The organism is Henriciella algicola (assembly GCF_003576245.1).
Lineage (GTDB): Bacteria > Pseudomonadota > Alphaproteobacteria > Caulobacterales > Hyphomonadaceae > Henriciella > Henriciella algicola.
Map to the genome: position 1 here is coordinate 171003 of NZ_QWGA01000007.1, position 13030 is coordinate 184032.

Annotated in this window: 11 protein-coding genes; 6 read left to right on the top strand and 5 right to left on the bottom strand. The window is 60.6% G+C overall.

All coding sequences use genetic code 11. The annotated features are described in order from the left end of the window. The first annotated feature begins 105 nt into the window (after nucleotides 1-105). A complete protein-coding gene (locus tag D1222_RS10530) occupies nucleotides 106-714 on the top strand; it encodes a glutathione S-transferase family protein (RefSeq protein WP_119454229.1) in 609 nt (202 codons plus the stop codon). A gap of 158 nt (nucleotides 715-872) precedes the next feature. Here D1222_RS10530 and D1222_RS10535 read toward each other — a convergent pair whose 3' ends face one another. From D1222_RS10535 to trmFO, 3 genes are read right to left on the bottom strand one after another with little or no spacing between them, the layout of a single operon-like run. Beyond that, the gene (locus D1222_RS10535) at nucleotides 873-1616 is read right to left on the bottom strand and encodes a class I SAM-dependent methyltransferase (protein ID WP_233348680.1); all 744 of its coding nucleotides are present in this window, start codon (nucleotides 1614-1616) and stop codon (nucleotides 873-875) included. A gap of 16 nt (nucleotides 1617-1632) precedes the next feature. Then, entirely contained in the window at nucleotides 1633-2604 is a 972-nt protein-coding gene (locus D1222_RS10540) for an NAD-dependent epimerase/dehydratase family protein (protein ID WP_119454230.1), read from the bottom strand. A gap of 6 nt (nucleotides 2605-2610) precedes the next feature. Next, nucleotides 2611-4023, bottom strand: coding sequence for a methylenetetrahydrofolate--tRNA-(uracil(54)-C(5))-methyltransferase (FADH(2)-oxidizing) TrmFO (gene trmFO / locus D1222_RS10545; protein WP_119454231.1), 1413 nt, complete (start codon nucleotides 4021-4023; stop codon nucleotides 2611-2613). A 139-nt stretch (nucleotides 4024-4162) separates the two neighbouring features. On the opposite strand from trmFO, the gene D1222_RS10550 reads away from it, so the two are divergent. The 5 genes from D1222_RS10550 (at nucleotide 4163) to D1222_RS10570 (ending at nucleotide 11340) form a co-directional block, all read left to right on the top strand. Continuing rightward, a complete protein-coding gene (locus D1222_RS10550) occupies nucleotides 4163-5530 on the top strand; it encodes an MATE family efflux transporter (RefSeq protein WP_182481952.1) in 1368 nt (455 codons plus the stop codon). Between the two features lie 45 nt (nucleotides 5531-5575). Further along, on the top strand, nucleotides 5576-7039 hold the full coding sequence (locus D1222_RS10555; protein ID WP_233348682.1) for a pyridoxal phosphate-dependent decarboxylase family protein: 1464 nt from the start codon (nucleotides 5576-5578) through the stop codon (nucleotides 7037-7039). An 84-nt stretch (nucleotides 7040-7123) separates the two neighbouring features. Beyond that, nucleotides 7124-8473, top strand: coding sequence for a TldD/PmbA family protein (locus tag D1222_RS10560; RefSeq protein ID WP_119454233.1), 1350 nt, complete (start codon nucleotides 7124-7126; stop codon nucleotides 8471-8473). Beyond that, nucleotides 8460-9578 carry an inositol monophosphatase family protein gene (locus D1222_RS10565; protein WP_119454234.1) on the top strand — a complete coding sequence of 373 codons (1119 nt, stop codon included), beginning with the start codon at nucleotides 8460-8462 and terminating at the stop codon, nucleotides 9576-9578. Before D1222_RS10560 ends, D1222_RS10565 begins: the two co-directional genes overlap by 14 nt. Before the next feature lies 1 nt (nucleotide 9579). After that, nucleotides 9580-11340 carry an ABC transporter ATP-binding protein gene (locus D1222_RS10570; protein WP_119454235.1) on the top strand — a complete coding sequence of 587 codons (1761 nt, stop codon included), beginning with the start codon at nucleotides 9580-9582 and terminating at the stop codon, nucleotides 11338-11340. Here D1222_RS10570 and D1222_RS10575 read toward each other — a convergent pair. Both D1222_RS10575 and D1222_RS10580 read right to left on the bottom strand, forming a co-directional pair. Then, a complete protein-coding gene (locus tag D1222_RS10575; protein ID WP_119454236.1) occupies nucleotides 11337-12005 on the bottom strand; it encodes a DsbA family oxidoreductase in 669 nt (222 codons plus the stop codon). The two genes, D1222_RS10570 and D1222_RS10575, sit on opposite strands and share 4 nt — an antisense overlap. A gap of 27 nt (nucleotides 12006-12032) precedes the next feature. Beyond that, nucleotides 12033-13028, bottom strand: a complete 996-nt coding sequence (locus tag D1222_RS10580; protein ID WP_119454237.1) for a 4-hydroxybenzoate octaprenyltransferase — start codon at nucleotides 13026-13028, stop codon at nucleotides 12033-12035. Nucleotides 13029-13030 lie beyond the last annotated feature (2 nt).

Consider the following 13030-nt stretch of genomic DNA (forward strand, 5'->3'; position numbering starts at 1 on the left):
TTGCCGGTTTGAGGCTCCTCTGACTCGATAGATCCCTCCGTCACGGAAGGCTTCGCATGCCGCCCGTAGCGCGCTACACCTCTCGGCAAATCGAGGAGGAAACCCATGAAGCTTTATCACAGCCCGCAAGCGCCGAACCCCGAACGCGTCACGAACTTTCTGAAAGCGAAGGGCAAGCTTGGTGATGTCGAGGTCGAGGAAATCTCGATCATGAAGCAGGAGCACAAGACCGACGATTATCGGAAAGTTTCACCTTTCTCGCAGGTGCCGTCACTTGTGCTGGATGATGGCACCACGCTCACCGAGAGCCGCGCCATCTGCACTTATTTCGAGGGAATTTTTCCTGAGCCGAACCTGATGGGCGCGGACCCGAAGGAGAAGGCACTCATCGAGATGTGGGACCGGCGCGTCGAGCTGATGCTCTTCATCCAGTTCGCGACCTGGTTCCGCAATACACACCCGGCTATGGCGCCGCTTGAAGTGCCTCAACTGCCGGAGGCTGGCGCGAAGGCCGAGAAGGGTGCACGCGCCATGGCGAAACGTATTGATGCGCATCTGGGGGAGAACGACTTCCTCGCGGCGGGACGCTTCTCGATCGCTGACATCACACTCTATTGCTTCACGGGCTTTGCTGGCGTGATGAAGTGGAAGCCGCACGAAGAGTTCGAGAACATCGGCAAGTGGCGTGAGCGTGCGAAGGCGGAGATTGGTTAGCATTTCAGCGGCTGCGCCCGCGTGGTTCGACTTCGCTCACCATGCGGGCGGTTTCAATGTGGGACCTTGATCAGCATGGTGCGCGTCCTTCGATGAACGCAGGACGAGTGTCGAACCACCGGAATTACAAGACTTTAGCCGACTGGGTGGTGCAGGGCTCAGACCGTCCGCACCAGCCGGTAGCCGCAATCGAGTGCGTCCAGTTTCATCAGATGCCCGAACCGGGCGTGCCAGGTGCCATCCTTGAGGTCACTCTCAAGCCGGGCCAGCCCTTCGGACACATCGCCGATCTTCCAGAAGGAGGACATGGCCCGGCGGATGCGTTCATCGAGATAAGCGGCAGGCCGTCTCCAATAGGCGGCGAGAAACCCGTCGGTGCAGTCATGGGGGATGGGGACGGGGTCGATCACGGCTTCGCCCAGCCAGTCTGCATAGCGGTCCATTGGCGGCATGGCGGCTTCATCTAGCGTCAGCAGCGCCGGGAAATAATCGAACAGCCAGAACCCCTTATGGCCAGCATCGAAGGTCAGGAAGACAACTGGCCCGCGCGTTACCCGGCGCATCTCAGCGCAGCCTTTGGCCTGATCGCTCCAGTGATGGATCGTCAGTACGGCCATAGAGGCGTCGAAGCTCTTTTTTGCGAAGGGTAGGGCCTCTGCATTGCCCTGTATGGCGACGGCATCAGAAAGCTGGCGCTGGGCGATCATCTCTGCCGAGGGCTCAATCGCGGTCAGCTTACGGCCTTCGGGCTCGTATGAGCCGCTTCCTGCGCCAACATTGAGAATGGTTCTGGCGTCACCGAGCGCTGCATGGATCTGGCGGGCAATCCGCAGGTCGGGTTTGCGAAGCTGTGCGTAGTCGACGCCGATTGTGTCATAGAGCGCTGTCATGGTCGCGCTCATAGCACTGCTTTTCGGATCAGTCTCGCCAGATCAGATCGGCGCCCTCGACGCTTGGTGATGGATAGGCGGCATCGTGGGCGAAGGGCAGGTCCTCGCCTCGGCGAAGAGCATTGAGAATGGCCGCAAAGTCTGTCTGAAACTTGAAGCCAAGGTCGCGCTGAAAAGCAGACGCGTCGTACACCCGGCCAATTGAGGTGGGCAGCTTCCAGCCACGCGCGGCATAGAGGTCGGCTGCGTCAGGAAAGTAATGGGTGATGACTGGCGCTGCGGCTTTCAAGTCAGCGCAGTCCTGCCGCGAGAAGGGCGTCGGGGCTGAGACGATATAGACGCCAAAGCCGATGTCCGGCGCTTTCTCAAAGGCGGCCAGATGGGCGCGGGCGGCATCTTCCACCGTCAGGCGGCGGTTCAGGAATTCGTTTGCTTTCAGGTTTTCGGGAGGCGGGTCGGTCAGCGTGTCGTCGTCTTCAGGGAAGAAACGGGATGTGCGAAGGACCAGGCAAGCGAGCCCTGTCTGCTGATGGACCTCGTGGCAGAGGTTTTCGGCCGCGAGCTTGGTGACGCCATAGATATTACGCGGCGCAAGCGGGGCGTGGCTTTCATTTAGCCATGTCGCCTGGTCGCTCAATTCTGAGCGGATCGCCTGCGAGATCATCAAGGACGTGGTGGAGGTGAACACGAACCGGTCGTGGCCAGCTTCGACAGCAGCTTCGAGCAGGTTCAGCGTACCCGTTACATTAACGTCAATGAAAGCCTGTCTCGGGAAGCGTGCAATGTCCGGCTTGTGAAGGCCGCCAGCATGAATGATCGCTTCGATCCCGTGATCTGAAATGACGCGGTTTACGAAAGGCCGGTTGGCGATCGTGCCAATCTCGCTGGTGTACGCTCCCGGTGCGACGTCGAGGCCGGTGACCTTGTGGCCACTTTCCTCAAGCAAGGGGGCGAGGTGGCGCCCCAGCCAGCCAGAAGACCCGGTCAGCAGGACCCGCATGGCAGGCTACTCGGCCGCCACCGGCTCTCGCTGAGCAGCCAGCCAGGCGTCGATATCCTGCAGCGCCCGAACTGCCTGCACGCCCTTCTTGGCGCGGCCCTTGGCCTTGCCGCGGAGGCGTCGGCCTTCCTCATCCTTTTTGGGGATGGTTTCCGGGTCTGGATCGGGAAAGAGGCCGAAATTAATGTTCATCGGCTGGAAGCTCTGCTTGCCTTCAAGGTGGCCGCCCGTGATGTGGCCGACGAGAGCGCCGAGCGCAGTCGTGGGCGGTGGCGGCGCGAGCTCTTGGCCGAGCCGCTCAGCGGCAGCGAACCTGCCAGCCAGCAGGCCCATGGCGGCGCTTTCGACATAGCCTTCAACGCCTGTCACCTGACCTGCAAAACGAAGCCGCGGCATCGACTTCATGCGCAACTGGCTGTCGAGCAGCTTTGGAGAATTGAGGAAGGTGTTGCGGTGAATACCGCCGAGGCGGGCGAACTGGGCGTTCTCCAACCCCGGGATCATGCGGAAGATGTCGGCCTGCGCGCCATACTTCAGCTTTGTCTGGAAACCGACCATGTTCCAGAGCGTGCCGAGCGCATTGTCCTGGCGGAGCTGGACGACAGCGTATGACTTCACATCCGGGTCGTGTGGGTTGGTGAGACCGACCGGCTTCATCGGACCGAAACGGAGCGTTTCGCGGCCGCGTTCGGCCATGACTTCGATGGGGAGGCAGCCCTCAAAGTATGGCGTGTCTTTTTCCCAGTCCTTGAACTCGGTTTTCTCGCCAGCAATTAGCGCGTCAATGAAGGCGTTATACTGCGCCTCATTCATACCGCAGTTGATGTAGGCGGCTTTCTCACCGTGTGGGCCGGGCTTGTCGTAACGGCTCTGGCGCCACGCCTTGTCCATGTCGATGCTGTCGAAATAGACGATGGGCGCGATCGCGTCGAAGAAAGCGAGATCTTCCTCGCCCGTATGTGCGCGGATGGCTTCAGCGAGCTTGATCGAGGTGAGCGGACCTGTCGCGATGATGACGCTGTCCCAGTCTTCTGGCGGGATGTCGTCGACGGCTTCGCGCACGATCGTGATGTTGGGGTGCGCTTCGAGCGTCGCTGTCACATCTTCCGAGAAACCTTCACGGTCGACTGCCAGCGCGCTGCCGGCCGGCACAGAATGCTCACCGCCCTTGGTGATGATCAGGCCATTGGCGCGGCGCATTTCCTCGTGCAGAACGCCGACCGCGTTGGAGGTGTGATCGTCGGACCGGAAAGAGTTCGAGCAGACGAGCTCTGCCAGCTTGTCGGTCTGGTGTGCTTCGGTGCCGCGTACGCCGCGCATCTCATGGATGATGACGGGCACGCCCATATTCGCAGCTTGCCAGGCCGCTTCGGACCCGGCCATGCCGCCGCCAATGATGTGGATCGGTTTGATGCTCATGTCCCGCGATGTGCTGCTTCATGGGCGCAAGGTCAAGCTGACGCGGGCATCATCGCTGGACGCGGCAGCGCGGCGTCATAGCTCCGCTGCGGTGCCTGCCGGTCGCTGCAGGCCGAAACGACGTTTGAAAGGCAGGCTTTTGCAACTCACCGACGGCTCCGTGCGCGCATCCTTTTCGAAGGTCTGGATTCCGATGATATCGGGCGTTCTGGCGGTGAAAGCGATCGGTGTCTCCGATGCCTATTTTGTCGGGCAGCTGGGTGAGGAGAAGCTGGCGGCGATTTCCTACACCTTTCCGATTGTGATGACGCTGATCAGCCTGGCGATCGGATTGAGTGCGGGCGCTTCATCTGTCCTTTCCCGAATGATTGGCGCCGACGCGTCAATTGACGAACAGGCAGAACTTACGACAGGCGCAATCGGTATGGCGGTCATCATTTCCGTCGCGCTGTCTGTCTTCGGTTTTCTCTTTATCGGGCCGATCCTGAGCCTTCTCGGCGCTGAGGGGCAGATCCATGAAGACGCCAAGGCCTTCATGATGATCTGGTTTGCAGGCGTGGTTTTCCTCGTCGTCCCGGTCGCAACAAATGGTCTGCTGCGCGCGACAGGAGACGGGGTGAGCCCGGCAATCCTGATGAGCTCGATCGCTGTGCTGAACATTGCGATCAACCCTGTCTTCATTTTCGGGCTCGGCCCGGTCCCCGAATTCGGGATGCAAGGTGCAGCCGTCGCCACCATCACGGCGCGAGGGGTGTCCACGATCGGCGCGTTCTATCTGCTCTGGCGAAAGGATTTGCTCGCAGCCTCGATCGGGTCGTTGAAAAAAGGGCTTGCTCGCTGGCAGCAAGTCGCGCGCATTGGCTTGCCGGCCTCGCTCTCTATATCGGTGAATCCGATCGCGCTTTCGATTGCCACGGCCGCTGTTTCGACGATTGGTTCTGCAGAAGTCGCCGCTTTCGGTCTAGTGACGAAGATTCAGTCTTTCTCGGTCGTTCCGCTGCTCGCCCTGTCTGCGGCTTCAGCGCCATTTGTCGGCCAGAATAGCGGCGCTGGCGAAACGGAACGTTCGCGCGAAAGCCTCTGGTTCTCAGCGCAGGTCTCCATTGTGTGGGCAGTCATTCTCGCTGTTTTCTTCTATTTCGGAGGTGAGTGGCTCGTTTCCTTCTTCACCGAGTCTGAGAAAACGCGAGAGGTGGCCGCGCTCTACCTTGCTATCGTGCCACTTTCTTATGCAGGCTATGGGGTCATCATCTCGCTGACGGCCGCGCTCAACGGCCTCGGGCGTTCTGTGAGCGGCCTCTTCATCGGTGCAGGCCGGGCGATCGGCTTGTTAGCGAGCGGTGCTTGGATCGGTGTCCTGACGGGTGGGTTCCTGGGCCTCGCGATTGCGACCTTCATAGCCAATGCAGCGTCCGGACTGATCGGTCTTTTCATCATCAGGCGACATGAGCTGAAAGAACTTGATGCAGACCGCGGCACATCACCTGATTGCTATGAGAGCGACTAGAGAAGAGTGAATGGCTTCGCGCCATTCCAATGCATGGATGATGATTTGACCGACCTTAACGCAAAAGCCTCCCTTGAGCCTGAGGACTGGACCGCTTTCAGGCGCCGGGCCCATGAGACACTGGACCGGGCGCTGGACAAGCTTGAGCAGGCCGGGACCGGAAGGGTATGGACGCCGGTTCCTGAGAGCGTGGATGCGCAGATCGAGAAGGCCCTCAGTGCTTCGCCCCTCGGGGCTGATGCGGTCAATGACGTGCTAAGGTCGATATTGCCTTACGGGGTGGGCAACACGCACCCCCGCTTCCTCGGCTGGGTGCATGGTAGCGGCACGCCGTTTGGGCTGCTTCCCGCAATGATCGAAGCTGCGATCAACGCCAATTGCGGCGGGCGCGACCACGTTGGCCTGCGGGTGGAGCGCGCGCTGTCCGACTGGGTCGCTCAGCAGTTTGGCTTTCCGAAGACGGCCAGCGGCCTGGTGGTGACCGGAACGTCCATGGCGACGGTCGTCGCCATGAAGGTAGCGCGGGACGCGGCGCTTGGCTTTGCGTCTCGAGAGGCTGGAGTCGATGGTTCGAAGCTCGTCGCCTACAGTTCGGCAGAGGCGCACGCTTGCAATGCTCGCGCGCTGGACATTCTGGGTCTTGGGACTTCTGCGCTGCGCAAAGTGCCTGTGAACGATGCGTTCCAAATGGACCTTTCGGCGCTCAAGGCGGCCATCGCAGAGGACCGGGCTGCAGGTCTCGTTCCCTTCGCCATCATCGGGACAGCCGGTACGGTGAATACAGGCGCAATCGACGAGCTGAGCGGCATTGCGGATATCGCCGAGGCCGAAGGTCTCTGGTTCCATATTGATGGTGCGTTTGCGGCTTCCGGGATTTTGAGTGAAGACGTCGCCCCCAAGCTGCGCGGCATCGAAAGGGCCGACTCGATCGCCTTTGATTTCCATAAATGGCTGCACGTGAACTATGATGCGGGCTTCGTGCTGGTGCGGAATGAGGCGCTGCACCGCCAAGCCTTTTCAACACGTCCGGACTATCTGAAGGCAACTGAGCGAGGCCTCGCTGCCGGAAACCCGTGGCCAGTAGAGTATGGGCCGGAGCTGTCGCGCGGCTTTCGCGCATTGAAGATCTGGGCACATATTGCAGAGTTTGGCCCTGAGCGGCTTGGCGCCGCCATTTCTGACAATTGCCAGCTTGTCCGCACGCTGGCCGATCTCGTTGATGCGACCGCATCATTCGAACGCCTGGCAACTGTAGAAACCTCGATCTGCTGCTTCCGCTACGTGGCCGATGGTCTGTCAGCTGGCGACCTCGACGCGCTGAACGAGGAAATCGTCATCAGGCTACAGGAGACGGGTGTTGCTGCGCCTTCGACGACGCGGGTGAACGGGAAACTGGCCATTCGAGTGAACATCACCAACCACCGCACGCGTGAATCTGACCTCCATCTGCTCCTCGACGCCATCAAGGCGCTCGCGCCAGAGGCATTGGAAAAGCTCGGCAAGGCATAAGCGCGCCGGTACTTGCAATCGTGCCTGCAAAAGCTGTCAGCTTGGACGTTGCCGCTCACCCAAGAGAGGGTTACCTCAACCAGCATGACATCAAGCTTCAAAACGCCCCCGCAGGACATTCTCGCCAAGCTGATCGACCAGTGCCTCGCTGCCGGTGCCACGGCAGCTGATTGCTCTCTGGCTGTATCGGACGGCGTGAACGTCGATGTGCGTGACGGCAAACTGGAAAACGTCGAGCGCAGCGAGTCGCAGGGTGTGTCGCTGCGTGCGCTATTTGGTCAGCGCCAGGCGCATGTGTCGGGCTCAGACCTTTCAGATGACGCACTGAAGACGATGGCAGAGCGCTGCGTTGCGATGGCGAAAGCTGTACCGGAGGACAAGTTTGCGGGGCTTCCTGATGCGGAGCTGCTGGAGACGAACCCGCCTGAGCTCGATCTCGAAGGTGACGGCGAAATTCCACTCGAGCGCCTTGAGGCAGATGCGATCGAGGCAGAGGCTGCAGCACTTGCCGTGAAGGGCGTGAAGACGGTTGCAGGCTGCGGCAATGGCTGGAGCCGGTCGGAGCGTTGGGTGGCGGCGAGCAACGGGTTTTCGTCCTATCTGGCAGGTGGGTCCACCGGTCTTGGACTGGCAGCCGTTGCAATGCGCGATGACGCCATGGAGCGCGACTATGACAGCTGGAGCGTGCGCAAGATGGCTCATCGGCCGTCACCAGCAGAGATTGGCCGCACAGCTGGCGAGCGCGCTGTCGCGAGGCTCGGTCCTCGCAAGGTGAAGACGCAGAAAGCGGCGGTCATCTATGACAAACGTGTTTCTTCCAGCCTTATCGGTGCGTTTCTGTCAGCGATTTCCGGCCCATCTGTTGCGCGGGGCGTAAGCTTTCTGAAGGATCGCATGGATCAGAAGGTCTTTGCCGATGGCCTGAACATCATCGATGATCCTTTCCTTGAGCGAGCCCTCGGTTGCCGCAATCATGATGGCGAGGGGCTCCCGGTTGCGAAGTCAGCACTGGTTGAGGACGGCGTTTTGACCCGGTGGCTGCTCAACACATCTTCGGCGCGCCAGCTTGGGCTGCAGCCGAATGGCTTTGCGGCGGGCGGCTTTGGCAACCCGCCGGGCGTTGGCACATCGAACACGCATATCGAAGCAGGGGCGAAGTCGCCTGAAGCGCTGATGTCGGGAGCGGGCAAAGGCCTGCTCGTGACCGACATGTTCGGCCCTTCGATCAATCCGAATACGGGCGACTATTCGGTTGGGGTGGCCGGCTTCTGGTTCGAGAATGGAGAGATCCAGCATCCGGTATCAGAGGTGACGATTGCCGGGGACCTGCCCGCCATCTTTGCAAGGCTGATCCCGGCATCAGACCTCGAATTTCGCGGCCGCATCAATGCGCCGAGCCTTCTGGTTGAGGACATGTCGATTGCAGGCAACTGACACGCCCTTCAGCGATGATTTCATGCTTCTGCAGGAAGCCGTGATCGAGGCTGGAAACATGGCGCTTGCCCGCTTTGAGCGGGGTGACACCAAGGCCTGGGAAAAGACGCCGGGTCATCCCGTGACCAATGCCGACCTTGAAGCCAATCGTATCATCAAGCGCCACCTGACTGGCAACCGTCCGGACTATGGCTGGCTGTCGGAAGAGACCGCGCTCTCACGCGACACCCATCTCAGCGATGTTGTATGGTGCGTTGACCCGATCGACGGCACGCGCGCTTTCATGGGCGGCGAGCCTTACTGGGCGATTGCGGGTGCGCTGGTGAAAGATGGCCGGGCGGTCTGCGGCGTGGTTCATGCGCCTGCCCTGGGTGAGACCTATGCAGCTGAGCGCGGCAAGGGTGCGTGGCTGAATGGGCAGAGACTGCTCACCAGCAGCTGCGATGAAGAAACCGGCTGCAAGATGATCGCCTCCGAATCGATGCTGACCCATCCGGCCTGGCGCGTGCCGTGGCCAGAGATGAAACTGGCCCGCCCGAAGCCGAATGCGACGCTCTTGCGGATGTGCTGGGTTGCAACCGGCGAGTGGGATGCGACGCTGGCACTCTGGCGAAAATCTGACTGGGATCTTGCCGCAGGGACAGTGATCGTTGAAGAGGCGGGCGGCGTTGCGTCAACTCATCTTGGTGAGAGCTTCAGGTTCAATCGCAGTGAACCCGCCCAGCGTAGTCTCATTGCGGCTGGAAAGCGCCTGCATCCTCTGTTAGTGGAGCGCGTCAAAGGCGTCCGACTGCCTGATCCGAACTGGACGGTCAGGCCATATGACAGGGCGAACGATACGGAGCAGACGAAAATGGCCGATACGCCAGATACCAAGCAACTACTTCACCTTGTCATCGGCGGTGAGCTGAAAGACGTTCGCGGCATCGAGTTCGAAGACCTTTCCAAGCTGGACTTTGTCGGGGCGTTCCCGAGCTACAAAGCGGCCTATGACGCATGGAAGAACGCGGCGCAACGAACCGTGGACCATGCGGAGATGCGTTATTTCATCCTGCACGCACACAGGCTGCTCGACCCTGAAACGGGCTCCCACCATCACGTCTGATATGGCGAACGGGCCAGAGCGCAGCCACAGCCTTTTCAGGCTGATCAAGGAGCGGTTCAGGCCTCACCTGAAGTGGTTCGCTGTCGGCACGGCCTGCGCGGCCGTGACCGCAATTGCGGCTGCGTCATACGGCTATCTTCTCAAGCTGGTTGTCGAAGGGCTTGAAGACCTGGCGGGTCCGGAGAGCGTGACTGTGCCATCCAGCCTGTGGTGGCTGATCGGCATTATCGGGTTTGCGGCGGCGATCAGGTCTCTGTCGCTCTATGGCATGACGCTGGCCAACAATACCGGCGTGCAGCGTGCCATCGTCGATATTCAGGCAGACCAGTTCAATTCGCTGACCGAGGGGGACTTTGCGCGCCTGTCTGCGGACCGTTCTGGCGGCTTTGTGTCGCGCTTCATCAATGATGTGAACGCGCTCCGCGATGCGGGCCTGCGACTTGCGAACAACCTTACCAAGGGCGTCCTTACAGTCATTGGCGTGCTGATCACCATGTTCATCATGGACTGGAAGCTGACGCTGATCCTGATCCTCGTCTATCCGATTGCGTTTGGACCGGTGATCAGCCTTGGTAACCGTGTTCGGAAACGCTCCAAGCAGGCGCAGAAGCAGATTGGCGAAGTCGCCTCGCTCCTGTCTGAGAGCTTCCAGTCTGCACGCGTGGTCAAGGCGTACGGACTTGAAGAGTACCAGAAGGGCAGGGCGAAGCGCGGCTTCGTCGAGCGCTCCCGTCTCTTCCTGAAGGTCCTCACCGACAGAGCGGCCGTGGATCCGATCCTTGAGATCACCGGTGGTTTGGCGCTGGTCGGTATTCTCGCCCTGACCGCGTGGCGTATTGCTGATGGCGACACTTCGCTCGGCAATTTCGTCGGCGTTATTGGCGCGGTCGCAGTCGCGGCACCGGAAGTACGTGCGCTCGGTACGCTCAACGCGGTCGCGCAGGAGGGCGGCGCCGCTGCCGATCGCGTGTTCGAAATCATTGATGCCGAGCCGCAGATCAAAGACAGGTCTGACGCCCGCACGCTCGAGAATGCGCGGGGCAGCGTCGAATTTCAGGATGTGCACTTTGCGTACCCTGACGGGTCACAGGCGCTTAAGGGCCTCAGCTTTTCAGCCAATCCGGGCGAGACAGTTGCGCTGGTCGGTCCATCCGGAGCCGGAAAGTCTACTGTATTCAACCTGTTATTGCGTCTTTATGAGCCGGCTTCCGGCTCCGTCATGGTCGATGGCTCGGATGTCCGCGCCTATACGGGCGCGAGCCTTCGCAGGTCCACTGCTCTCGTCGCTCAGGAAGCGTTGCTGTTCGACGATACAGTCGCCGCCAACATCGCGCTTGGCCGGATGGGCGCGAGCCGCGAAGAGATCAAGGACGCTGCCCGCGCAGCAAGCGCGCATGAGTTCATTCTGGGGCTTCCGGGCGGCTATGAAGCGCCATGCGGCGAGATGGGGCGCAACCTCTCGGGCGGTCAGCGTCAGCGTATTTCTCTGGCCCGCGCTATCATCCGGCAGGCTCCGATCCTATTACTGGATGAAGCGACATCAGCGCTCGACGCTGAGAGCGAAGCCAAGGTTCAGGCCGCGCTCTCTGAATATGCGAAAGACCGCACAACGCTCGTCATTGCGCATAGGCTTTCGACGGTGCGTTCAGCCGACCGTATTATCGTGCTGGATGACGGCAAGGTGGCCGAGGAGGGCACCCACCAGGAGCTGCTACGCCAGGGCGGTCTCTACAAGCAGCTGGTCGAGCTTCAGCTGAGCTAGCCGTAGCTGCGCTGTTGCGGCATCTGTTTCGCCGAAGCACTCAGGAATTTCGCAAGCTTCTCTGCGCTCTCGGCACCCTGCACAGCGATACGGCGCATGGCGATGTATGTCGGCACGCCGCCAATCCCCATTTCGCGGAAAAGGTTTTCCTCGTCGCGGGTCGCCTGGGCATCAGCGTCGGAATCGAGCAGGCCAGCGATGATCTCGCGGTCGAGACCAATCGATTCGCCTACGTCCGCGAGGACCTCATGGTCGCCGATATCGCGCGCATGCTCGAAATAGGATGAGAAGAGCGCTTCCTTGGCCTCGATGCCTTTGCCTTGTCCCTGTGCCCAGCGAACGAGGCGGTGCGCGTCGAAGCTGTTCGGCCTGTGGCGAAGCTCACCGAAATTGAAGGGGATGCCTTCTTCCTCGCCATACTGGACGAGCGCTTCGCGCATGGAGGCCCAGCGATTGTCTTCGGTCTCGGGCCCAAACTTACTGGCCATGTAATCGCGGTAATTGACGCCGCCCTGAGGGATGGTCGGATCGAGTTCGAAGGGCCGGAAGATCAGTTCCACATCGACATCATCGACAAGGTCGATTGCATTGCGGATGCGTCTGAGGCCTAGCCAGCACCACGGGCAAACGAGGTCCGATACCATTTCTATGGTTAGCTTGGTCATCTCTTCCTCCTTGGGTTGGCGTCGTGCCTAGATGATGGCGGAGAGCGTGAAGCCTGCCACCAGTATCAGCGCGGCCCATGCGTTCGACTTGAACACCATCAGCGCATGGTCGTCGTCCTGGTTCATCTTATACACCTGCCAGATGGCGTGGGCGAAAAAGCCGATCACGGCCAGCACGCCAAGCGGCATGCCGCCATTTGCGGCGACGGCGCCACCGAAGAATGCCGTGGCTGCGAGATAGAAACAGAACGCGCCAAGGATGGTCTGCTCGCCCAGAAGGCGTGCCGTCGAGCGGACGCCGATGAGAGCGTCGTCCTCGCGGTCCTGCATGGCATAGATCGTGTCATATCCAACGGTCCATGCCGCGAAGCCGAGATAGAGCAGGATGGTGCCGAATGAGACATGAGTTGCCATCGCTGCGGCCACCAGCACGCCCCAATTGATGGTGAAGCCGAGCCAGACCTGCGGCCACCATGTCACACGCTTCATGAACGGATATGCCGCAATCAGCGGCAGGGCGAGCAGGGAGACGATCTTTGCGTCGGTCGGAATGCACAGCCATGCAATGAACGCAATCGCGACCTGAATGCCGAGGAATATGTAAGCCTGGGTGACAGTGACATCGCCAGCGGGGAGGGGCCGGTTCGCTGTGCGGGCTACAGCGCCGTCAAAATCCTTGTCCGTGATATCGTTCCAGGTGCAGGCCGCACCCCGCATCGTCACCGCGCCGACAATGATCAGGACATCCCACCAGATATCGATCCACGCAAAGCCCGTCTCCATTCGCGTATAGGCCAAAGAGGCCAGCGCCGGGAGCATGACCAGCCAGGTGCCGATAGGGCGATCCAGACGCGCGAGCGCCGCGTAAGGACGCAGCGTGTCCGGGAGGGATGTCAGCCAGTCGGGAAGCGCGCTGTCTGCAGGTGTGTTGGCGCGGTTGTTCTCAGCGCTATCAGCGGCCTCTGGCTGCGCGCCGGTTTCCGGAGTTTCAGGCGTTGTATCTGATGTCGTCGGATCGTTCATGG

Coding starts and splice junctions, on each gene's coding strand:
- D1222_RS10560 (WP_119454233.1), top strand. CDS start 7,124: ATGACATCAAGCTTCAAAACGCCCCCGCAGGACATTCTCGCCAAGCTG.
- trmFO (WP_119454231.1), bottom strand. CDS start 4,023: ATGAGCATCAAACCGATCCACATCATTGGCGGCGGCATGGCCGGGTCC.
- D1222_RS10535 (WP_233348680.1), bottom strand. CDS start 1,616: ATGAGCGCGACCATGACAGCGCTCTATGACACAATCGGCGTCGACTAC.
- D1222_RS10530 (WP_119454229.1), top strand. CDS start 106: ATGAAGCTTTATCACAGCCCGCAAGCGCCGAACCCCGAACGCGTCACG.
- D1222_RS10575 (WP_119454236.1), bottom strand. CDS start 12,005: ATGACCAAGCTAACCATAGAAATGGTATCGGACCTCGTTTGCCCGTGG.
- D1222_RS10580 (WP_119454237.1), bottom strand. CDS start 13,028: ATGAACGATCCGACGACATCAGATACAACGCCTGAAACTCCGGAAACC.
- D1222_RS10570 (WP_119454235.1), top strand. CDS start 9,580: ATGGCGAACGGGCCAGAGCGCAGCCACAGCCTTTTCAGGCTGATCAAG.
- D1222_RS10540 (WP_119454230.1), bottom strand. CDS start 2,604: ATGCGGGTCCTGCTGACCGGGTCTTCTGGCTGGCTGGGGCGCCACCTC.